Source organism: Ensifer aridi (assembly GCF_002078505.1).
Taxonomy (GTDB): domain Bacteria; phylum Pseudomonadota; class Alphaproteobacteria; order Rhizobiales; family Rhizobiaceae; genus Sinorhizobium; species Sinorhizobium aridi.
Map to the genome: position 1 here is coordinate 68,768 of NZ_LUAV01000032.1, position 22,156 is coordinate 90,923.

Sequence of the window (22,156 nt, forward strand, 5' to 3'; positions counted from 1 at the left end):
GGAGCATCGGGATGAATAGGACGGCAAGCGGCTGGATGAACGGGCTGGTGGGCGTGATGATCTTCAGCGGCTCGTTGCCCGCGACACGGGTGGCGGTCATGGATTTCGATCCGGTGTTCCTGACCGTCGCCCGCGCGACGATCGCCGGCCTCATCGCCCTCTGCCTGCTCCTTGCCTTTCGCGAAAAGCGGCCCGGCCGCGACGACCTCCTGTCGCTCGGCGTCGTCTCGCTCGGCGTCGTCGTCGGCTTTCCACTGCTGACGGCGCTCGCGCTCAAACATGTCACCTCCGCCCATTCGATCGTCTTCGTCGGTTTGCTGCCGCTTGCAACCGCGATTTTCGGCGTGCTTCGCGGTGGCGAGCGTCCGCGTCCTGCCTTCTGGCTCTTTTCCAGCCTTGGCAGCGCCATCGTGATCGGCTTCGCACTCGGACAGGGTTTTTCCGCCTCGCCGAAAGGCGATCTCCTGATGCTCGCCGCCATCATCGCTTGTGGGCTCGGCTATGCCGAGGGTGCGCAACTGTCGCGCAAGCTCGGCGGCTGGCAAGTCATCTCCTGGGCGCTCGTTCTCTCCCTGCCGATCATGACAGCGCTGGCGCTCCTCACCATGCCGGCAAGCTTCGCGCGCTTGAACGCCGCGTCCTGGTTCGGCCTTGGCTATGTCTCCGTCTTCAGCATGCTGATCGGTTTCGTCTTCTGGTATCGAGGTCTCGCCCAGGGCGGCATCGTTGCCGTCGGGCAACTGCAATTGCTGCAGCCCTTCTTCGGACTGGCACTGGCGGCAACGCTGCTCGATGAGACGGTGAGCTGGACCATGCTTGCCGCCACGCTTGCGATCGTCGCCTGCGTCGCCGGCGCAAAAAAGTTCGCATGACTTCAGGCCGAACCGCGAATGCCGCGGTACTCCAGCCGAGCCGATCCGCAACAAGAAGAGCGAAGGGCCGGAACCTTCCGCGCACTGCGCCGTTCATTCCGCTCCAGCGTTTCGTCCGAAAGGGGAGGTCGACGAAGATGTTGCAGCGAAAGACAATCCGGCTCCTGCTGACCTTGGGCGCGCTATCCTTCACCACCGGCTCTGGCATCGCCGACGAGACGGCCTTTCTCGGTTCGCTCGAAGGCAGGTGGACCGGCGGCGGCACGGTGCTGGTGCGCATCAACAGGGCACCGATCAACGTGTCCTGCAACTTCGATTCGCAGGCGAATGGCGCGGCTCTTTCGATGAGAGGAACCTGCCGCGGCCTGCTTGTCGTATCGCGCTCGATCAGCGCGGACTTAAGGTCAAATGGCGCGAACTACACCGGCGTCTATGTCGGCCCGAGAGGCGGCAGGTCCGCTCTGTCGGGCAGCCGACGCGGCAACGCGATCAATTTCAACGTCCGCTGGGCGAGGGAAGTCAACGGCGACCGCAGCGCTAACCTGATCGTGCAGAAGCTCGGCGAGAACGGTATGCGGCTAAGCACGATCGACGAGGACCCGAATTCGGGTAAGCGCGTCGTGACAAGTGAGATCAATCTGCGCCGGATCTGAGGGTTCGGCGAGCTCAGAGCACGCCCCAGCCGCGATAGCGGCCCCTGCCCGTCATCTCGCGCAGGCCGAGTTCGCGCACGAGATTGAGGGCGCCGCGCGGCGTCACGCCGAGCTGCCGGGAAATCAACGCGGTCGAGACGATTGGACGTGAGAGCACGAGGTCGATCAGTCCCGGCAGGTTGCTGTTGGACCGGCGGTCCCTGATCCGCATCTCCATCTGCGTCTTGGCGAGCGACAGCCGGTCGAGCTCTTTCATGCCGACATCCGCAGTCATTGACATGGCCTCGAGAAAGGCGTCGAGCCGCGTCAGCCGGTCCTTCGAGCGGCGGCGCTCGTGACGGATCGTCTTGAGCCCCATGTTGAACGCAAGCACATGTGAAACGACCTTGCCGCGAAAGCGCAGATAAACGCCGACAAGGAGCGAACCGAGCCAATGCTGACGGCGCAGCGGTTCGATGCGCTCCCAGGCATCGAAGAGGATCGCCGCGCCGAGTGGAGCCGGCAGCTGATCGGCGAGCGGCAGGACGGCGCGCCAGGCATCGAGTCTCGCCGCTTCATCCCACTCCTCGTCGAAGAGCAGCCCGAGTTGCCCCTCCGGCTCCGGCTTCGCGGTTTGCGTCACCGAGGCGACGGCAGAGACGTGGATGTCCAAGAGGCGCTCGGACCGCGCGATCGCCGCATCGAGTTCGGCAAACTCGCTGGCGAGCGGGTTTTCGTCGGCATCCTCCGCCTCCCGCGATTCCGCCTCGTCCGTATCCGCTCCGGGAGCAGAGATTTCGGCAAGCGCGTCGCTTGCGGCCGCACTCCCCTGCTCGCCCCTAAGGACACCGAGCCCGGCGGCGGACAAGGCCCAGCCGGCTTCCGCCAGCTCCAGGCGGCGCCGTGTCCGCAACACCGCATGGGCGATCGTCAATTCATGTGACGGCGCGCGCGCGTCCATGTGCGAATCGTGTAGAACAAGGTCCTCGACATGGACGAGTTCGCCGGCGACCCAGAGTGCCGCGGCGGCATCGAAGAACTGCCCGCGTTCGCGGAAGCCTTCCGCCACCGCATGCCGTGCGGTCCGTTCATCGAGGCGTGCGAGTGCATCCTCGGCGGCGATCAGGGCCGGCAACAGGGTCGGATGAAGCGGATCGGGCGTCTCGTATCTCATTCTGTAAACGAAGCATTGTCGGCGAAACGGAAGGTAACACGCGATTTTCTTCCGTCACAGCTCTTCGGAGCTTTTCCACTCCTATTGCGGCCGGCAATGCTGCCATACCAACAGTCGCAACATCCTGTGGCGCTCTTGTCGGGTGGAGCGGCATTTCCGCAAGCGCGTCGCGGCTCGTGCGGTGTCGTGAGACGTGCCTGTTGACAGCTGTCAACACAATACCATCCTCCCTAGCTTGGAGCCGACGGAAACGGTGATCTAGCCATTCTCTGGAGTTGACAGCTGTCAACAACGACACGACGCCGTCCTCGACGAAGGTCCGGTTCTCTTCGCGAAAGTCACTGGCACCCGCGGCATCGTCATGAACTTGTCGCCCACCGCTTGCAACTGCGGGAGAATTCCTATTTTTAAGGGTCGAAAATTCGATTGAACTGCCTGCAATTCTCCCCGCGTCAGCAAACGCTAAAAACCGTATATCCCTGACGGCGAACGTCCGTGCTTGCGGAACGGGTCGTCGAGCGGGTGCGGAACGAAAAAGGCATGCGCAAATGGCATCAAACGTTCTCGCCGCAAGCGGCGGCGTCAAGCAGGTGATCTGCATCAATTGGGGAACGAAATACGGCGCGCCCTTCATCAATCGGCTTTACGCCATGGTCGCGCGCAACATCACGCCGCCTTTCACCTTCACCTGCTTTACGACAACCGCGATGGCTTGCGTCCGGAAATTCTGTGCGAGGACCTGCCCCCGCTCGACGTCGAGAAGATGCCGGTCAATGCCAAGGGCATCTGGCCCAAGGCGCGACTCTGGGGACCTAGGCTCGGCAGCCTCAAGGGGCCGGTGCTCTTTCTCGACCTAGACCTGGTGATCGTCGGATCGCTCGACCCTTTCTTCGAGATTGGTAACGCCGATGACGTGGTCATGGCGCGCAACCAGACCACTCCTTTCGAGCGTCTCGGGCAGACGTCGCTCTTCCGCTTTCCGGTCGGCAAGCTGGTTCCATTGCAGGAGAAGTTCCGCGCCCGTCCGCAGAAGGTGGCGGATGAATACGAATTCGAGCAGCGCTTCGTGACCCGCAATGCGCCGGGCGGCCCGAAATTCTTCCCCCGGCGCTTCGTTCTGCACTTCCGCCAGGATTGCCGCTGGCCTTTTCCTTTGAACTATTTCCTGGCGCCCCGGCTGCCGGCGGATGCCCGTGTGATCATCTTTCCACGCGGCCTGCTGCCGCAGCATGCGATCGACGGGCAGTTCGGCTATAAAGGCCGGCCGGCGACACCGCTCGGCCATCTTCGCGGCCTGTTTTCGCCAGACCGCAGGGAAAAGAACGCCTTCCGTTATTTGCGCCACTACATACTCCCAAGCCCTTGGGTAGCGGAGCATTGGCGGGAGTGACCGTCCAGCGCTGTTGACAGCTGTCAACTCGGCCATCCCGCAGCGACGGCTCGTTTGGAGCGGTCATGGGGAGCCCCGCCTCTAGCGGAGGCTCCCCGCCGAATGTCCATCCCCCTCGCGTCCGGCTTCACGGAAACCGGCGACGCTCGACACCGACTTGGTGCCCGGAGTATGTGTAACCGATCACACTGGATGAAAGGCCCGCACGTGCCGCTCAACAGGTTGGTTCTCTACGCCCAGGATGTCGACGAGACGGCACAGTTCTACGAGAAGCACTTCGGCTTTAAAGCGAAAAGGCTGCCCGGGGACAGAATCGTGGAGCTTGTGGCGACGGGCGGCGGTGCAAACCTGATGCTGCATCCCGCTATAAAAGGGCAGCGGCCCGGTCAATCAAGCATCAAGCTCGTATTCGACGTGGAGGACGTCGAGGCTTTCTGCCGCCGATGCGCAGAGGAAGGTCTCGAATTCGGCCCTATCCACAAAGCTGACGGCTATCTGTCCGCTAACGCCAAAGACCCCTGTCAGAACTCGATTTCGGTCTCCAGCCGTGCCTTCCGCAAAGACGGTTGAAAGAGCAGCACGAGCCGTGACGAAAAGGATGCGATCGCCGCCGTCTGGCGCAAAATTGTGGCCGTCCGTCTAGCGGAAATTATCGGCTGTTTAGCTTCCGTGAGGCAGGTGGAAAGGCTTTTTTGCCAATGACTTACGATAGACGTAAAACTGTTAAGAACAGGTAACGGATCGACGTCTAAGCGAATCCACACACAAGCTAGTCTCCGGCATTTCGGGCCGTAAAGCAATGGCACGCCAATATCAGCCGGCATGTTTCCACGGCTCCCACGGTGAGACAGTGCTGCCGCCCGCCCTCCCCGGCCAACGTTCCAGATCACCCACGAAAGATCGAAATCAGCGTCAGCTCGCCATTGGCAAGACTGTCCTCCTAGCGCGGGTCAACGCGCTCACCATCGGTGCAATCGAGAACGCCTGTCGCCTCGCCCTTTGGGTGAGATCGCGCAGGTAGCCGCCCGGAGAGCTTATCCGATCGGCTCTTTCAAGAATGCAAGCGATGACGGTGGCGGCATTTTCGTAGCCGAGAACGTGACACGCCTCGTCATAGGCGTCGGCACTTACATTCAGCATGGTCCTGACGACGATTGCGGCGGTGAGGAGATCTTTCCAGCTTTCGATCCGGCCGCGAGGGCCATAGTCGGCGATCTGCGGGCAGGCGTTGAGGACGACGGGCAGGGGGATCTCACGACCAAGCCCCGCCACCCTCAAAGGCGGGACGGCGAGGCTCACCGGCCGTTCCGGCTCGTTGGTGGTCAACGCTGCGGTGGGCCTCGCCTGCGGCATAGCCAGGTCCGCAGTCAGCATTTGCCGCTCTGGCGAAAAGGCCTCCCGTCCCTTTCCCAAGCGAGGTTCAGATTCAGATCGAGAGTCTGGATGTGAATTCTGTTTGTGGCATCCATTCTGGCGATCATTGGTGTCCGTTTTTCGTAAATTAAGCAATTTTTCCAATTGATTGGCGACATCGTCGCGAAGCTGCGCCAGCATTTCGCAAAGGGCTTCGAAATCCGCCGCGGATGCGTTGCGGGGCAGGGGCGCGGCGAGTTCCTCGAAGCGGGAGTGATGTGCCTGCCAGTCGCCTTCCGGTGCGGTTTCGCAGATAAGCTCGAGCAGCTTGGCGACGTCCCGCCGATGGAGGCTCAGCCTCTCGCGCATTAACCGGAGATGCTGTTTCTCCGCCGCGAGCTCTGCCGCGGCGGTCTTGAATTCCTCGGCCCGGGAGACGAGCGGAGAGAGGTCGAATCCGAAGGCTTCGCCGACAGCGCCATTGCGAGCTCTGCGGGCATAGCGCTTGCCGTTGGGACTGTCGCGGCGAAGGATCAGGCCGGCTTCGACGAGGCAGGCGAGGTGGCGGCGCAGCGTCGTTCCCGCCATGCCGTGGGCGCGAAGCGAAAGCTGCGCATTCGAGGGAAAGACCACGAGGCCGGTCTCCCGGGAGAGTTCGGCTGCGGGATAGAAGCTCAAAAGCGCGTTCAAGACTGCAAGCGAACGATCGGACACGCCGATCACCGTTTTCGCTTCACAGACGGAACGGAACATTTTCCATTTGTCGATCGATCGCTCCGGCGGAATATCGCTGGCAGCAATCTGACTTGCGAGCATGCCAAGCGTCATCGCCCGCCGCCCAAAGGGCGTCGTCACATTTCCACGCTCCATTTTTCTTCACCTTTACCAAGGCAAAAGAAAACCGTTCGCCGAAACGACGTCAAAAACGCTTGACACTGATTCGCGGAAATGGGAATCTCAAGTCGCTACACGAGAGAAGGGTTTCCGCAGCGCTAGTCGTTCGGAAGCCTTTTTCTTTTGCTCTGTTTAATCTCCTGTTTCCTGTTGGTATTCGAGGTACAGAGCTTCCAATCTCTGCCTCACGAAATCTGCAAAGCCCGGCGCCGCCTTCTTGCTGAAGGCAAGCGTCGTCTCCGAATCCGTTTCGCGAATGCGCACGGCGCGGCTCCTATCGGGCGCAAGCCAAGTCTCCGCCTTTGCCCGCTCCTTGGTGATGCTGAGGAAGGCGAAGAGCTTTTCAAAGCGCTGATCGCTTTCGATCGCTGAATACGCGGGCTCGGCCACAAGGCTAAGCGCCTTCGACCGGTGCCCCTCGCGATCGAGGAGATCGGCAAGTTCCATCCAGCGCCTGCGGCCGAAGCCGGGTGCGGCACCGACGGCTTCGATGATTTCCACCGGCAGGCGGTTCACCAGGGTGATCATCTTCGAGAGCGCCGCCTTGTCGACGCCGAGCGCCGACATGATCGTATCGCGGGAAAAGCCGCGCTCCTCCAGGCGTGCGGCGAACAGCGCGCGCTCGATGAAGGAAAGATCGGTGCGGGCGTTGTTCTCTTGGCCCTGCGAAATGACGAGCTGCTCGTCGCTCAACTCGCGAATGACCGCCTTGACCTTGCCGCCGATCTCGCGGACCGCGGCGAGCCGTCGGTGACCATAGGCCACCTGGTAGCGATCCTTCTCCGTCGGATGCGGCCGCACAAGGATCGGGACCTGTTGTCCGTGGTCCCGGATCTGTTCGACCAGGGCGGCCTGGGTCTCGGCTGCGACGCCCAGCCGGTCGGTTATGAAGGATGCATCGATCAGCGACGGGTCGAGCTCGACGATCGCATGGCCTTGCGCCAGCCGCCGTTCCAGTTCTTCGGCGCGTTCCACCTTCTGGGTGATGTTGGTGAGCGATTTGGTGATGCCGCCGACGAGGCCGCTCGGCCGATGATTTGGCGCGAGACCGGCGATCGGGCGCGAGACGGCCGGCCGCTCTCCGTCCACCGGAGGGGCAGGGCTGTCGGAAATGCCGATCAGGTTCTTTCGCGCCATGGATTACTTCCTCCCCCAGACCTTGCGGACCATCTCCTCGATCTCCGCATTGACGAGTGAGAGCGAATCCATCGCCCGGTCATAGGTGCCGCGGATGAATTGCGAGCGCTCCACCTCGTAGAGCGTCTGCTTCGTCACGCCCGCGTCCGAGATCGCCGTCGATTTGACCATCGCGTTCTGCAGCATGCGGTTGCCGAAGATCGCCCGCATGAAGCCGGTCATCTGGCTTTGTGGCCCGTCGTTGGGTTCGAAGCGCGTCACCAGGTAGCGCATCCAATCGTAACTCGTCCTCCCTCCGGCCTTTTCCACCACCGCCATGAGTTCGCTCGTCATCGACAGGAACTGCGACATCGACATGACGTCGAGCATCTGCGGATGAACGGTGATGAGCACCGACGTCGCGGCGCAGAGCGCCGACATCGTCAGAAAACCGAGCTGCGGCGGGCAATCGATCACGACGATGTCGTAGAAGCTTTCGATTTCGGAGAGCGCTTCGCCGATCCGCGCGAAGAACAAGGTCTCCGCGGAGCCGCCGATCATCGCCTTCGGCGTCTCGTGCTCGAACTCCATGAGTTCGAGATTGCCGGGGATGAGATGCAGATTGGTGGTATAGGTTGAGCGGACTACATCGGCGACCGGGCGCGGGTTCTCATAGCGTATGGCGCCGTAGAGCGTTTCGGCTTCACCGACGTCGAGTTCCGGCTGGTGGCCGAAGAGGGCGGAGAGCGAGGCTTGGGGATCGAGGTCGATCGCTAGCACCCGATAGCCGCGCAGCGAGAGATATTGCGAAAGATGGGCCGCGGTCGTCGTCTTGCCCGACCCGCCCTTGAAATTCATGACCGAGATGACCTGCAGCTTTTCGCCCGGCCGACGGTGCGGAATGTATTTCCCTGTCTTGACTCCCTCGTCGAGCACGCGGCGGATGCGGTCGATGTCGTCGACCGAATACATGCGCCTGCCGTTTGACAGGGGCTGCGGCCCATGGCCTTCTGACGCGATCTGGCGCAGGTAGCCTTCACCGATTCCGATGAAGGCGGCCGCCTCCGCCGGGCTGAACAGCCGCATGGTTTTCTGTGCCGTCGGGGAGAAGATCTTCTTTTGATGTTCCTGCAGTTGATGAGCGAGTTCCTGAGCGTCGGCAGCCAGCAGCGAAGGCAAATGCTCCTGCTCCTCAAGACTCTGGATTCTCTGCTGCAACATCCCGATCTCCGAAAAACTGCGCAAAATTCGGCAATAAAGGCCTATCTGCGCAGATATACTATGCGCCGATTCGTTGCCAATTTACAAACGCTTAACAAAAGGCGCCTTGCTCGCGCTCCGCCGTCGCAGTTTTATGAATTTCGCTGTTCATGAGTTGTCCGCGGACAACTTCTTCTGAGTGGTTGTCCGCGGACAACTGCCTGCCCGCAAGCGGGCCCATGTGGCGGCGAGGCGTCGCCGATGCGTATTCACTCTCCCGCCGGACCGGGATCACAGCGCCCGTGGAATGCCGTTAATCACGATGCAGGGGAGCGATGCGGTTAGACCACTAATTTTGTAGACTATTGACAGCTCGGCGGATTGTGGCAGGATCATGTTGACATCAGACCGGAAGGGAAGGGTGCAGCATGTTCTATCTCGGCGGAATGACACTCGGCTACTTCGCCCCGCCTGCCCGGACGACCGCAACTCGCAAGCAAGCGATCGCGTCGCGCCCGGCCCCACGGGATATCTGTGAAGCGCGCGACGATGAGGAGCAGCATCGGAAACAACAGGAGTGGGCCCGCGCCTTCCTGACGCCTTGGCACCTCTTTTATTAGTTGAGCCGGGGATAAGGGCGAAAACCGCGCGAACTTTTGGTCCCGACCCCGCTTCGGCGGCCTATGCCGATAACGCAAGTCCGGCAATAATGGACCAAGACTTGCGTGGATTCCCGGCCTGCGATCCTCTACATTTGCAGGTGGGAGGGCTTGGTTCTTGGAACGCCGCCTCGCCGCCATTATGGCCTCCGATGTCGTTGGCTACTCGCGTCTGATCCGGACTGACGAGGAGGGGACGCTCGCGGCCCTCAAGTCGCTGCGCACTGACCTCATTGGTCCGAAAATCGCGGAACATCACGGGCGTATCGTCAAGCTCATGGGTGATGGGTTGCTGGCGGAGTTCCCGAGCGTCGTGGAGGCTGTACGGGCTGCCACCGAAATCCAGCAGGCGATCGCTGATCGCAATGTTGCCCTGCCAGAAGGGCAGGGCATCGAGTTCCGCATCGGCATCAATCTGGGTGATGTGGCCATCGACGGCGAGGACATTTATGGCGACGGGGTCAATGTCGCAGCCCGTCTCGAGGCGATGGCCGAGCCGGGCGGAGTCTACGTTTCCGCGGCCGTCCACGACCAGGTGCGTGATCGCCTCGGGCTTCAGTTCGAGGACCTCGGAAAGCAGCAGGTCAAGAACATCGATCGGCCGGTTCGTGTTTGGCGCTGGCTGCGCGAAGCCGCCGCGACCGGTCCCAAGGTCGTGCGGACGGAAAGGGCCGTGCCGGACAGGCGATCGATCGTTGTCCTCCCCTTCAACAATATGAGCCGCGATGCCGATCAGGAGTATTTCAGCGACGGGATAACCGAGGATATCATTACCGATCTCAGCAAGGTCTCCGCTTTGTTCGTCATCGCGCGCAATTCGGCGTTCGTCTACAAGGACAAGGCGTTTAGCGTCCCTCACGTCTGCCGTGAGCTCGGCGTCAAGTTCGCGCTAGAGGGTAGCATTCGCAAGGCGGGCAACCGGGTTCGCGTCACCGCTCAGCTGATCGACGGATCGAGCGGCGGCCATATCTGGGCTGAGCGTTACGACCGCGAGCTCACCGATATCTTCGAGGTCCAAGACGATATCACGCAGCAGATCGTGACGGCCTTAAAGGTCACGCTGAGTGAAGCGGAAAAATCGCGCATCGCCGAGGCCGGCACGAAGGACACCGACGCCCATGATCTGTTCCTGAAGGGGCGGGAATTGCTCCGCGGCGTCAAGAAAGATCGCGAGATGTTCGATCAGGCAACGGGGTGCTTTCTACGGGCGATCGAGCTCGATCCGAACTATGCCTCCCCCTTTGCCGGCCTGGGCATGGCCTATGTGCTCGATTATCAGAACCACTGGAGCGAGGCGCCCGAGACCTCCCTCGACCAAGCGGCGCGCTTCGTAAGCGAGGCGATCGACAGGGACGAGCAGGACCCTTACGCTCACTACGTCGCTTCCCTCGTCGCCATGTTCAGGAAGGATTATCAGCGGTGCGCCGAGGAAGCGGACCACGCACTGACGCTCAACCCCAACTTCGCTCCCGCCCTCAACGCCCGCGGCATCGTGCACATCTACTCGGGGCAGCCGGAAAAGGCGATTGCTTATATAGAGCGAGCCATGCGCCTCGATCCCGCACAGCAGCAGCAGTATCTGCATTTTCTCGGCACAGCCTATTTCGTGGCCGGCGACTACGAGAAGGCGGCGGCGCTCTTCAGCGACAGGATCGCTGTCAATCCGAGCACCGATCTGTCGCGCGCTTTTCTCGCGTCGGCGTTGGGCCATCTGGGCAGACTTGAGGGTGCCCGCGAGCTTTGGCGCGAGCTCAAGGAGATCAATCCGAAATACTCGCATGCAGAGCATATCGGCCGCTTGCCATTCCGCGATCCTTCGGATGCCGAGAAGTTCACCGACGGCCTGCGCAAGGCGGGCCTGGTGGAGTGAGTCGCCGCCAAGTCGCTTGCAGGGGAGGCCCTGTGGATTTCAGCGGCGCGGTTGCGCGTAGTCAGGGATCCTGAAGCGCCGGCGATAGCTGCCGGGCGTAAGCCCGGTGACGCGCTTGAAAAGGCGGCGGAAGAACGCTGGCTCCTCGTAACCGACTTGCCAACTGATTTCATCGACCGAGGCCTCGGTGCGCTCGAGCCGGCGTTTCGCCTCCTCAATCCGCAGGCGCTGCACATAGGCGATCGGGCTCATTCCGGTCGCGCCGGTGAAACGGCGCTTGAAGGTGCGTTCGCTGAGGCCGGCGTTGCGGATCATCTCTTCAAGCGGATTGGCGACCGAGAAATGCGTGGCGACCCAGTCCTGCGCTGCGCGGACGGCGAGATCGCCATGGTCGTTGCGTCCCTCGAAGACGATGTAGGGGGCGAGGCCGTCCTGGTGCCACTGGAGAGCGAAGAAGCGCGCCACGGCCTGCGCCGCGGTGGCGCCCGCATGGCGGGCGATGAGATAGAGAACCAGGTCGTGCCAGGTCATCGAAGCGCCGGACGTGATCAGCTCCTCGCGGTTGCCGGCGACGACGAGAACGCGCTCCGGCTCGATCGGCACGTCCGGAAAGCTCTCTTTGAAGAGGCGTGCATAACCGAAATGGACCGTCGTATTCACCCCGTCAAACAGCCCGGTTTCCGCAAGCAGAAAGAGTCCCGAACAGGCGGAGCATAGGAGGGCGCCCCGGCGGTGCATGGCGTGGAGCCACTCGACGAGCTCGGGATAGCGGCCCTTCCGCCAGCCTTCCGGCCCGATGAGCACCGAGGGAACGATGATGATGTCGGTCGCTTCGAGAGAGGCGATGCTGCGCTGGACCGTAACGGGCATCCGGCTCGCGAGCTCCAGCGGACCCTGCTGCAATCCCACGATCTCGACCCGAAACGGCGGCTCGTTCGCCGCGTTGCCCGGTTGCGGCACGATGGCGAAGGCGTTCATTACGTCGAAAATTCCGGTCAGCGTCGAAACCGCCGCCTCGGGAATCGCGACGAGGCTCACATGGAACGGCTCCGAGCCGGTCTGGGTTGTCTGACGTGGCATTTCAAATCCCCGGCTGCCGACAGCGCCGTAGATCTTATCAGACGCACAAAGGTCGCTATAGCACTTTGGAACGTGCAGCAAGAACGACGCTTCGACAAGGAGCGGTGCCAAATCCGCCTCGGCAGATGAATGATCCTTTTGATAGGTCCAGTGGCGCAAGCGGCCCGATTCTGGACAGTTCGGCTCTGCCCTTTGCCCATCAGTGCTGCGATCCTCCGCATCCATAATCTTGAGCAGGAGAGACGAACATGGCACATACCCAAAGCAGGACAGCCGATGCGGCGAAACTCGACCAGATCGTCACGCGCGCGATCGGTGACCTCTCGGCCGGCTACGGCGGCGTGATGGTGAGCCTCGGCCACAGGCTCGGTCTTTACAAGGCGATGGTGGAAGCCGGCCCGCTTACTTCCCGGGAACTCGCAAGCCGCGCCGGCTGCGCCGAACGCTATGTGCGCGAATGGCTCGGCTCGCAGGTTGCGGGCGGCTACGTCGCCTATCATGCGATCAGCGATACCTATGAGCTGACGCCGGAACAGGCGCTTGTCCTTGCCGATGAGGACAGCCCCTATTTCATCCCCAATGCCTGGGCGGTTCCGGCTTCCATGTGGTCGGACGAGGAGAAGGCAATGGAGGCTTTCCGGACCGGCAAGGGCATTGCCTGGGGCGATCATGACAGGCGGCTTTTCTGCGGCGTCGCAGCCTTCTATCGCAATGCCTACAGGGCGAGCCTGGTTCCTGAGTGGCTGCCGGCCCTCGATGGGGTGGTGGAGAAGCTCCGGGCCGGCGCGCTCGTGGCGGATGTCGGTTGCGGTCATGGCCACTCGACCGTCCTCATGGCCGAGGCCTTTCCCGCCTCCGAGTTCCTCGGCTTCGATACGCACCAGGAGTCGGTGACGGAGGCGCGGAAGATCGCAGCCGAGGCGGGAGTTGCGCAACGGACGGCCTTTACCACCGCGCGCGCGGACGACTACCCCGGCGCGGGCTACGACCTGATCTGCTTTTTCGACTGCCTGCACGACATGGGCGATCCGGTCGCCGCGGCGGCACATGCGGCGAAAGCGATTGCGCCCGGCGGCACCGTGATGCTCGTCGAGCCTTTTGCCCATGACCATGTCGAAGACAACGTCTCGCCGGTCGCCCGGATCTATTATGCGGCCTCGACGACGATCTGCTGCGCACACGCGATCTCCGACGGCGGCCGCATGGTGCTCGGTGCCCAGGCCGGCGAAGCACGCTTGGCGGATGTGTTCCGCAAGGCGGGCTTCACCCATTTCCGCCGGGCGCTGGAGACGCCGTTCAACCTGATCCTCGAGGCGCGGCTCTGAGCCGCGCCACTGTCCGAACTCGGCTGGTGCCCCGGACATTCCGGGGCTCGGTTCTTGGCAGGACAACCGCAAAGGGTAGATTGGGCGGCTCTAAGCTTCCGACTACCTTACGCGACTATCTACGCCTGCAAGCCGATGGCGACACACCGGCAATGACGTTGGGAACGCCTGCTGCGGTTCGCTCGTCTTGAGCAACCGCGCGGCGCGTGCTTTCGCGTGCCGGGAGAGTGCGATCTTGATGGCGACCAGCACCGGGGCGGCGATCACAAAGAGCAGGGCGACGGCGTTGAATGCCGTGTCGAAGGCAATCACGGTGGACTGACCTGTCACGGCCCGGCCGAGAAGGCTGGTTGCTGCGCGGCTCGCGGCCGCTGCGTCCATCCCTTTCGCCGTCAGCATGGCTGTCGTCGTCGTCAGCCGCTCGATGACCGCGGTCCCTCCTGCAGTGATGTTAGCGCCGAGGACCGCGACATTGGCGGCAACGTTATGGTCGATCAGCGTCTGGAGTGCGGCGACCCCGATAAGACCACCAAGCTGGCGACCCGTATTGAAGAGGCCGATTCCGGACGCGAGATTTCGGCTGTTGAGCTTGCCGAAAGCGATCAAAGTGATCGATAGAAACAGGAAGCCCAGGCCGAAGCCGCGCAGCAGGATCGCCGCCATCATGTCGTCGGCGCCGCTCTCGCTGGTCGAGCCGGAGAGCATCCACATCGCAACCATGATCATCAGGATGCCAAACGGAACCGTGGCGACCGGAGGAACGTGGCGCACCTGCATGAGAAAGGCGGCAATCGATAGCGAGCCGATGAACAGCGCGCCGCTCGGCAACAGGAGCAGGCCGGCATCGGTCGGTGTGAAGGCAAGGACGGACACGGCAAAGGAGGGAATCAGGAAGGCGCTGCCGAACAAGGCGGCGCCGGCGACGAAACTGACGACGAAGGCGAAAGAGAAATCCTCCGACTTGAACAGGGTGAAGTCGATGAGGCCCTGGCCTTTCGCCGACACCTGCTGACCGAGAAATGCTATGAGAGTGGCCGCGCCGATCACCGTCAGCCACAGGATGTGCGGTTCTTCGAACCAGTCCCATCGGCTGCCTTGGCTAAAGACGTAGGTGAAGCAGAAAAGCGTGATGGAGATCAGCGAGAAGCCGATCCAATCGAACCGACGGGGCGCGGTCTTAAGGGGCATCGGCGCGTCGGCGATCAGCAGCAGTCCAACAGCCGTGAGCGCCACCGGAACGACGCTGAAGAAGATCCATGTCGAGGACTGGCTATCGAGCAACCACCCCTGAAGGGCTGGCGCGATCGTCGCGGGAGCGACAACGGACCCCATCGCGAACAGGGCTTGCAGCAGCGGTTGGCGGGATCGCGGATAGGCGTGGAAAATGAGCGCCTGGCCGCCGACCAGCAGGGTGCCACCGGAGAAGCCCTGAATAATTCGAAGCGCGACCAGCAGGTCCAGCCGAGCCGTGATGGCGGCAATGCCGCACGCCATGCCCATGGCAAGCGTTGAGCCAATGATCAGGCTCAGCGGATTGAGACGGTTCATCAGCCAAGGGGCGGCCATGAATCCGATGAGCTTGAGAGCGGTGTATCCGACATCGAGCCAGGCGAACTCATCGGGAGTTGCGTATGTGTCGCCGATGATGTCGCCGCGTCCGAGCGACAGCACGGTGCTGGCGATCGCCTCCGTCAGCGTGGCAAGCACGATACCCGTGACAAGAAGGACGCCGGTCGTCGATCTGTCGCGGCTCGCAGTGGTGGCGATGGCCGTAGTCATGAGCCGCTCGCCAGGTCAACCTCGACGCGCGCGGACAGGCCGGGCACGAGGCGGCCCGTCAACGGATTGCTGGCAAAGCGGATCTTGACCGGGACGCGCTGGACGACGCGAACGAAGTTCCCTGTTGCATTGTCTGCGGGGAGCAAGCTGAAGGCAGACCCGCTGCCGGGCGCAAAGCTGTCGACCACGCCTTCCAGGGCACCGCTCGGGTAGCCGTCGATGGTGACACGAACGCGCTGGCCGGGCTTGATATGTTCGAGTTGGGTTTCCTTGAAATTCGCGACAAGCCAGACATCCTTGACCGGAACGATATCGAGCAGGGAGACGCCCGGTGTCACAAACCGGCCGATGCGGACCTGGCGGTTGCCGATGACGCCGCCGACAGGTGCACGTACCACGGTGCTGTCGAGATCGATCTCAGCGAGATCTCGCGCGGCTTCCGCCTGGGCCACGGCAGCGACGGCCGCTTCGCGCTGGGCGGCAAGGACAGCGAGGCGTTGCTGCTGAGCCTCGACCGTTGCGGAGGCGGCCGACACGCTCGCCTCGGCTCTCGATCGCGCCGCCTCGCTTTCATCGACATGGGCCTGGCTGATGGTGTTGCTGCGGATAAGTTCGCGGCGGCGCTCGTGGTCCTTGGTGGCCAGATCGAGCTCGGCCACGGCCGAACGTCTCTGGGCGTCGGCCTGCCGAATGAGGGCATGCTGAAGCTCGGTCTCCGCATGGACATTGATGAGGCGCGCCTGGGCAGCCTCGACATTGGCCACGGCTTGCTGAAGCCGTGCTCGGTAGTCCCTGTCGTCGATCCGGAACAGGACGTCACCCGCACGGACGGTCTGGTTGTCCTCAACCTCCACGGCCGTTACATAGCCCGCAACCTTTGGAGCGAGCGAGGTCACGTCGCCGCGGATATAGGCGTTGTCGGTCGACGCGACGCCGCTCGGACGAGCCCAGGCCCATCCGCCAGCGACGGCCGCCACGGCGCCGACGCACAGAGCCAAGCCGATCATCTTTCTCTTTTTCGGTTGCGCCACGGCGACACCGATGGCGGAATTTCCGCCGGTGACGAAGGCGACCTTGTCCTCGAGCGAGTCCATTTTCTCGATCCTCTTGAATGCCGCTAGCCGGGAAGCAGCCCTGGCCTCGCCAGGGCTGCCGATCGAAGTGCGTTCGTTCATTGCCCGATGGGCGTCGTCAGTTCCTTTTCGTCGGTGTCGAGGACAAACACCGCCAGCAGCCGCGCAGGCTCCGTGTCGCTGGCATTTGCGCTTACCTCATGATGGGAGCCTGGATCTTCGTAGAAGTTTTCGCCGACCTGATAGACCTTTTCCGGCGAACCGTTGACGCTGCTGCGGATCGCTCCCTCGAGCACCGTCGCATAGATGAAGGCGGACTTGGGGTGCGTGTGCGCGGGCGATCCTCCGCCGGGCCCGTATTCCACCAGCACGCCCTTCATGCTCTTGCCGGGGACGTTCGGAAGGGGGTGGTCGAATACGACCGTCACCTTGCCCGCGGGCCGGTCGCCGGCCGAAGCTGCGGTTATCGAGAGGGCTGCGAAGGCAGCGGCCGTGAGAAATCGTGTGAACATTGTAAGTCTCCTTCGAGAGTATTTGTCGTGAAGGCGAGGCCCGGTGCCGGCCCGATGCTTTCTGATCTGGCCCTTGGGCTTAGCGCGCTTGCTGACCGACCCAATCCTCGAAGCGGATCGCGCCGATGCGTGCGTTGACGCCCGGGGTCAGCGATTGATCGTCGAGAACGGAGCCGAAGTAGCGTGCGTGGACATCCGGCACGACCTTGCGCGTGTCCTGCGTTGCGCGCAGGTAGCGCCTGACCACTTCGTCGAGCGGGATCGCCTCAGGGCCGGCGACTTCGACGGTGCCGTTGACTGGCGGCGCGACCGCGACATCGGCGAGCGCCGCCGCCACGTCGTCCGAGGCGATCGGCTGGAACAGCGCCGGCGACACGCGAATCTCGTCGTCGACCGTCCCCGCCTGCGCGATGCCGCCGACAAACTCGAAGAACTGCGTGGCACGCAGGATCGTGTAGGGAATGCCGGACGCCTTGATGAGGTTTTCCTGCGCAACCTTCGCCCGGAAATAGCCGTTGTCGGGAAGCCGTTCGCTACCGACGATCGAGAGGGCAACATGATGGCGGACGCCGGCGGCCGCTTCCGCAGCGAGCAGGTTACGGCCCGACGTCTCGAAGAACTCGAGGACGGCCTTGTCTTCCCAAACCGGCGCGTTCGCCACGTCGACAACGATCTGGGCTCCATCCATCGCTTCAGCCAGTCCTTCGCGGGTGATGGTGTTCACGCCCGTGTTGGGGGCGGCTGCGAGCACGTCATGGCCGCGCTCGCGGAGGTTCTTCACAAGCTTCGATCCAATGAGGCCGGTGCCTCCGATGACGACGATCTTCATGGGTTCTCTCCACTTCTCTCGACCGCAACCATTGCCGTCGATGTGGATGGAGAGTGCCTGCGCGCTTGAGGGAAGTCCCTGTGACGGGCTTGAATTGCCCTTCAGGGAAGCTTGGTTTTTCGTCCAAAGGAACAGTTGTTTCGACCGGCATCCCTTGCCGCGGACGATGCAGCCAGTTACCCACTGCCGTGTTATGAATGTCAGATACCATTCGCCGGTTGCCTCGGACACGTAGCCGACGGCGCTCGGCCAGGGGATGCCGATCTTGCAATTCACGTTTGGAGACTACGTGCTCGATCCCGAGCGCCGGGAACTGACGCTCAGCGGTCAAGTCGTGGCCGTCGGGCCGCAGGTCTTCGACCTTTTGCTGCATCTCGTCAGGAACAGCGACCGCGTCGTCAGCAAGGACGAGCTGCTACAGGCGGTATGGGGCGGCAGGATCGTGTCGGAATCGACCATTACCAGCCACATCAACGCGGTTCGCAAGGCAATCTGCGACAGCGGCGAGGAGCAGCGCCTGGTCCGGACGGTTGCCCGCAAGGGCTTCCGCTTCGTCGGCGAGATCAGCTTTGGCGAGATCGGGCAAGCGCAACGGGCCGACGGGCCGGGCGTCGGCGACCACGTCCTCGTCGGGCCGAAGGAAATGCCAGCATCCGCGCTCGTCCTTCCGGACAAACCCTCCATTACCGTCCTGCCGTTCCAGAATCTCAGCGGCGATCCGGAGCAGGAGTATTTCGCCGACGGCGTGGTCGAGGATATCATCACGGCCCTGTCGCGCATCCGCTGGCTGTTCGTCATCGCGCGCAATTCGAGCTTCACCTACAAGGGCAGGGCGGTGGATGTGAAGGAAGTCGGCCGCGAGCTTGGCGTGCGCTATGTGCTCGAAGGCAGCCTGCGCAAATCCGGGAACAAGGTGCGATTGACCGGGCAGCTCATCGACGCGACGTCCGGAGCACATCTCTGGGCCGAGCGCTTCGAGGGCACGCTCGACGACATCTTCGAACTGCAGGACCGGATGGCCGAAAGCGTCGTCGGCGCGATCTCGCCACAGCTCGAACGGGCGGAGATCGAGCGCGCCAGGCGCAAGCCGACGGAGAGCCTGGACGCTTACGACTACTACCTGCGCGGCATGGCGAAGCTGCACAACGGAACCAGAGAAGCCATCGGGGCTGCGCTGCCGTTATTCTATAGAGCCACCGAACTTGATCCGGAATTTGCATCGGCCTACGGCATGGCGGCCTGGTGCTATTTCTGGCGGAAGCTGAACGGCTGGATGACCGACCGGGCCGACGAAATCTCCGAGGGCGTGCGGCTGGCTCGGTTGGCGGTGGAACTCGGCCGGGACGATGCGGTCGCCTTGACGAGAGGTGGGCATGCGTTCGCCCATCTCGCCGGCGACCTCGACGGCGGCATCGCGCTCATCGACAGGGCCGTGCTGCTCAACCCGAACCTCGCCACCGCCTGGTTCCTCGGCGGCGCCCTGCGCGCTCTCCGCGGCGAGGCGGACGCCGCCATCGAGCACCTGGCGCATGCCGTTCGCCTGAGCCCAGTGGATCCGGAAATGTTCCGGATGCAGGTCGGGATGGCGCTGGCACATTTCTTCGCCGGGCGCCTCGGTACTGCGTCGGACTGGGCGGAAAAGGCGCTGGGGAATCTGCCGAGCCTGCTGGTCGCGGTCGCCCTGCTGGCGGCAAGCCATGCGCTTGCCGGACGCATCGACGAAGCGAGGCAGGCGATGCAGCGACTGCGCATGCTCGATCCATCCCTGCGCATCTCCAACCTCGAGGCTTGGCTTCCGATCTATCGACCGGAAGATCTCGCGCGGTTCGCCGATGGCCTGCGACTGGCGGGACTGCCGGAGTGAGCTCCGGCACGCCGAACTCCTGGGGCGGCTTTGCCGATGAAACCGTGGTCGAACGAGTGGAACGGTCAAGCGATACCCAAAGCCGGCGGGCGCCCGTGTGGGTCATGCGAACGCAACGTCGTCTCCTGAAAGATTGGCGAGCACGGCATTCTGGATCAATATGCCGTTGGAGTCGCCGTCGAAGCTCACATAAACGCCTTCGGGAGTGTCACGGGACGCCGCGAGGAAGCTTTCGAAATCGTGAATTCCGGTATCGTCGAGCCCGCGAAAGAGGAGCACGTCGCCACCTTCCGTGTCGAAATCCGTGACGCGATCGATGTTGCCGCCGCTGCGGACGGAGGCTTGATCCCAAATGAAGGTGTCTGCTGCTCCTGCTCCGCCTGTCAGCAGGTCGGAACCGGCACCGCCAAGAAGCCTGTCAGAACCAGATTCGCCCCTAAGCGTGTCGTTGCCATCTCCCCCGAGCATACTGTCGGCTCCGCTGCCGCCAAAGATAACGTCATTGCCGCCGCGCCCGTTCAGAACATCGTTGCCGCTCGGACCTTCCCTGTAGGTGTCATAACTGATGAGAGTATCGTTGCCATCTCCGCCATAAAGTTGGACCCCTCGAAGGGCCGACCTGACACTGATATCGAACTCCTCGATCGACCCATAGTGTGACGCATCGAAGACGAAGCCGGCGGATACATCATCGAAGTCGATGTCCGCTCGGTCGAACCCCTCGCCGCCGTCAAGTGTGCCAATGGAGCCTTCCGAATAGAGGTGAAAGCTGTCGTCACCGGCGCCACCATAGAGCTGAACCCACGGTCCACTGTAGGCGATGTCTTCCGCGCCCGCCGACAAAGTATCGTTGCCGTCCCCACCGAGCAGTATGTCTCCGTCGCTCCGGTAATTGCGCAGGTAATCGTCCCCTGCACCGCCGATAAGCGTATCCTCTCCCGCGCCTCCGGCCAGCTGATCATTGTCGTCGCCGCCGTTCAAGTGGTCATCGCCGTCGCCCCCATCGAGGCGGTCGTTGCCGCGTCCGCCCGCAAGGCTGTCGTTGCCATCCTCGCCCAGAAGCTCGTCGCTGTCGTTGCCGCCGTTGATGTCGTCGTCGCCCAGGCCGCCGCGAATGAAATCGTCGCCGCCGCCGCCAAACAGCACATCCCTGCCGTCGCCGGCAAAAATCTGATCATCGCCGTTGCCGCCTTCGACGCGGTCATCACCGGCACCGGTGCGCACGTTGATCAGGCTGAACCCGGTGGCAATGATCCTGTCGTCGCCACCACCGGTCGCCAGATTGAGCCGCTCAATATCGATGAAATAAAGATGGTTCCCTTCTACGGACAGATCGCCGAAGGCTGCGTGACCACCCCTCCCATTGTACAGAAACGGATCGGACGTTCCGGTATAATCGCCGACAAGCGTGTCGACGCCCGTTCCGCCCCGTGCAGCGCCGCCGACGCCGTTGAACATCAACCGATCATTGCCGTCGCCGCCGGTGAGCTCGTCGAAACCGTTCGAACTCGTCAGCACATCGTCGCCCGCGCCGCCATCGACAAAATCGTCGCCCGCGCCGCCATCCACGACATCATTGCCGCCAAGACTCCAGATACGGTCGCCCTCGTCCGTACCGTTCAGGGTATCGTCCGCACCAGTGCCAATAATCTTCGCCATGAAACGCGCCTCCAAGATGGAAACGAAAATATAGGCCATCTCCATCAATAATAAAGTCCGTTTTTTATCTTGTAAATCTATCTAAATATACTTGTAAACTGAAAGCAAAGTAACTACATTTCTGTTTACTGGCGAGAGTGAGTGGCGTAGCGTCTATGAAGGTCGGCAATGGGGTCTACCTCCGCCATAGTGCAGTCGAATTCGAGTTCCGGAATGGGTGGAACTGCGTCGCGTCGAGACAAATCGTTTGCACAAGCGCGTCGGTTTCCAGAGGTTCCAGTGACTACTTGAACGCGGCCGTTCGCGCTGCGGCCGGAGCCGACGCGATGGTCCAGCTTACGCAGGTTCGCCTCAATCGGGATAGCGATCGAATACCGGTAGCTGATGGATATGCGCAGCCCAGGGCAGGCGCTCGGCAACCTGAACTTGGATGTCGGGACTAACCGCCGTCGGATCGTCGAGCGTGGCAATTTGCACATCGACGATCCCGGAAATGAGAGCTTCGTTTAGATAGTAGAGACCCGTTCCGCATGTCGCGCAGAAATGTCGGTGCGCTTGGCCGTTGGATGACCAGGCACGGGCTTCGCCTTTCGTAACGCGGAAGCTGGTGGCCGCCACACCCATCCAGCCGACCATCGGCGCACCCGACGAACGACGACAATCCTCGCAGTGACAGATCGCGGCCTGAACGGGCCGGTCCACCTCATAACGAACGGCGCCGCAACGGCATCCGCCGGTTAATCGGGCATTCGAGCCGGCTTCAGTCATCCTTTGTCCTCCTGTCGCGCACCGACGTATTTTGCGACTAAGATCTGTGATGTAACAAGTTTTAGAAGTTTCACGACAGAAGGGGTGAAATAGCGCTGCTGGCATCA

18 protein-coding genes and 1 pseudogene are annotated in these 22,156 nt (G+C 62.4%); 8 read left to right on the forward strand and 11 right to left on the reverse strand.

The genetic code is table 11. The features are described 5' to 3' along the window. The first annotated feature begins 11 nt into the window (after nt 1–11). Both AYK65_RS22790 and AYK65_RS22795 read left to right on the forward strand, forming a co-directional pair. Entirely contained in the window at nt 12–872 is an 861-nt protein-coding gene (locus AYK65_RS22790; RefSeq protein WP_026615829.1) for a DMT family transporter, read from the forward strand. A gap of 137 nt (nt 873–1,009) precedes the next feature. Next, nucleotides 1,010–1,525, forward strand: a complete 516-nt coding sequence (locus tag AYK65_RS22795; protein ID WP_046117792.1) for a hypothetical protein — start codon at nt 1,010–1,012, stop codon at nt 1,523–1,525. Between the two features lie 13 nt (nt 1,526–1,538). On the opposite strand, the gene AYK65_RS22800 is transcribed toward AYK65_RS22795, so the two are convergent. Next, nucleotides 1,539–2,678 carry an RHE_PE00001 family protein gene (locus AYK65_RS22800; RefSeq protein ID WP_081161038.1) on the reverse strand — a complete coding sequence of 380 codons (1,140 nt, stop codon included), beginning with the start codon at nt 2,676–2,678 and terminating at the stop codon, nt 1,539–1,541. Nucleotides 2,679–3,226: 548 nt separating this feature from the next. Between AYK65_RS22800 and AYK65_RS22805 the strand changes: the two are divergent. Next, nucleotides 3,227–4,068: pseudogene (locus AYK65_RS22805) on the forward strand (glycosyl transferase). Nucleotides 4,069–4,275: 207 nt separating this feature from the next. Then, nucleotides 4,276–4,638 (forward strand): VOC family protein, encoded by a 363-nt coding sequence (locus AYK65_RS22810; protein WP_081161342.1) that lies wholly within the window; start codon nt 4,276–4,278, stop codon nt 4,636–4,638. Between the two features lie 342 nt (nt 4,639–4,980). Here the strand turns inward: AYK65_RS22810 and repC are convergent, their stop codons facing one another. From repC to repA, 3 genes are all read right to left on the reverse strand, one after another. Continuing rightward, nucleotides 4,981–6,291, reverse strand: a complete 1,311-nt coding sequence (gene repC / locus AYK65_RS22815; protein ID WP_081161042.1) for a plasmid replication protein RepC — start codon at nt 6,289–6,291, stop codon at nt 4,981–4,983. A gap of 156 nt (nt 6,292–6,447) precedes the next feature. Beyond that, on the reverse strand, nt 6,448–7,452 hold the full coding sequence (gene repB, locus AYK65_RS22820; protein ID WP_046117473.1) for a plasmid partitioning protein RepB: 1,005 nt from the start codon (nt 7,450–7,452) through the stop codon (nt 6,448–6,450). A gap of 3 nt (nt 7,453–7,455) precedes the next feature. Next, a complete protein-coding gene (gene repA / locus AYK65_RS22825; RefSeq protein WP_373414905.1) occupies nt 7,456–8,649 on the reverse strand; it encodes a plasmid partitioning protein RepA in 1,194 nt (397 codons plus the stop codon). A 410-nt stretch (nt 8,650–9,059) separates the two neighbouring features. On the opposite strand from repA, the gene AYK65_RS22830 reads away from it, so the two are divergent. Together AYK65_RS22830 and AYK65_RS22835 are read left to right on the forward strand one after the other, a co-directional pair. Further along, nucleotides 9,060–9,251, forward strand: coding sequence for a hypothetical protein (locus AYK65_RS22830; protein ID WP_026615822.1), 192 nt, complete (start codon nt 9,060–9,062; stop codon nt 9,249–9,251). 181 nt (nt 9,252–9,432) lie between these two features. Then, entirely contained in the window at nt 9,433–11,160 is a 1,728-nt protein-coding gene (locus tag AYK65_RS22835; protein WP_081161344.1) for an adenylate/guanylate cyclase domain-containing protein, read from the forward strand. Between the two features lie 39 nt (nt 11,161–11,199). On the opposite strand, the gene AYK65_RS22840 is transcribed toward AYK65_RS22835, so the two are convergent. Then, nucleotides 11,200–12,240 carry a GlxA family transcriptional regulator gene (locus AYK65_RS22840; protein ID WP_081161347.1) on the reverse strand — a complete coding sequence of 347 codons (1,041 nt, stop codon included), beginning with the start codon at nt 12,238–12,240 and terminating at the stop codon, nt 11,200–11,202. 248 nt (nt 12,241–12,488) lie between these two features. On the opposite strand from AYK65_RS22840, the gene AYK65_RS22845 reads away from it, so the two are divergent. After that, nucleotides 12,489–13,565 (forward strand): class I SAM-dependent methyltransferase, encoded by a 1,077-nt coding sequence (locus tag AYK65_RS22845; RefSeq protein WP_081161046.1) that lies wholly within the window; start codon nt 12,489–12,491, stop codon nt 13,563–13,565. 102 nt (nt 13,566–13,667) lie between these two features. Here AYK65_RS22845 and AYK65_RS22850 read toward each other — a convergent pair whose 3' ends face one another. From AYK65_RS22850 to AYK65_RS22865, 4 genes are all read right to left on the reverse strand, one after another. Continuing rightward, nucleotides 13,668–15,344 (reverse strand): DHA2 family efflux MFS transporter permease subunit, encoded by a 1,677-nt coding sequence (locus AYK65_RS22850; protein ID WP_081161051.1) that lies wholly within the window; start codon nt 15,342–15,344, stop codon nt 13,668–13,670. Continuing rightward, on the reverse strand, nt 15,341–16,438 hold the full coding sequence (locus AYK65_RS22855) for an HlyD family secretion protein (RefSeq protein ID WP_081161349.1): 1,098 nt from the start codon (nt 16,436–16,438) through the stop codon (nt 15,341–15,343). Before AYK65_RS22855 ends, AYK65_RS22850 begins: the two co-directional genes overlap by 4 nt. 77 nt (nt 16,439–16,515) lie before the next feature. Further along, the gene (locus AYK65_RS22860; RefSeq protein ID WP_081161054.1) at nt 16,516–16,929 is read right to left on the reverse strand and encodes a cupin domain-containing protein; all 414 of its coding nucleotides are present in this window, start codon (nt 16,927–16,929) and stop codon (nt 16,516–16,518) included. Nucleotides 16,930–17,008: 79 nt separating this feature from the next. Next, the gene (locus AYK65_RS22865) at nt 17,009–17,758 is read right to left on the reverse strand and encodes an SDR family oxidoreductase (protein WP_026615816.1); all 750 of its coding nucleotides are present in this window, start codon (nt 17,756–17,758) and stop codon (nt 17,009–17,011) included. A gap of 265 nt (nt 17,759–18,023) precedes the next feature. Between AYK65_RS22865 and AYK65_RS22870 the strand changes: the two genes are divergently transcribed. Next, nucleotides 18,024–19,622: a winged helix-turn-helix domain-containing protein gene (locus AYK65_RS22870; protein WP_081161352.1), complete on the forward strand. Its 1,599-nt coding sequence runs from the start codon at nt 18,024–18,026 to the stop codon at nt 19,620–19,622. Nucleotides 19,623–19,724: 102 nt separating this feature from the next. Here AYK65_RS22870 and AYK65_RS22875 read toward each other — a convergent pair whose 3' ends face one another. Both AYK65_RS22875 and AYK65_RS22880 read right to left on the reverse strand, forming a co-directional pair. Next, nucleotides 19,725–21,281, reverse strand: a complete 1,557-nt coding sequence (locus tag AYK65_RS22875) for a calcium-binding protein (protein ID WP_081161355.1) — start codon at nt 21,279–21,281, stop codon at nt 19,725–19,727. 351 nt (nt 21,282–21,632) lie between these two features. Then, a complete protein-coding gene (locus AYK65_RS22880) occupies nt 21,633–22,049 on the reverse strand; it encodes a GFA family protein (RefSeq protein WP_046117468.1) in 417 nt (138 codons plus the stop codon). Nucleotides 22,050–22,156 lie beyond the last annotated feature (107 nt).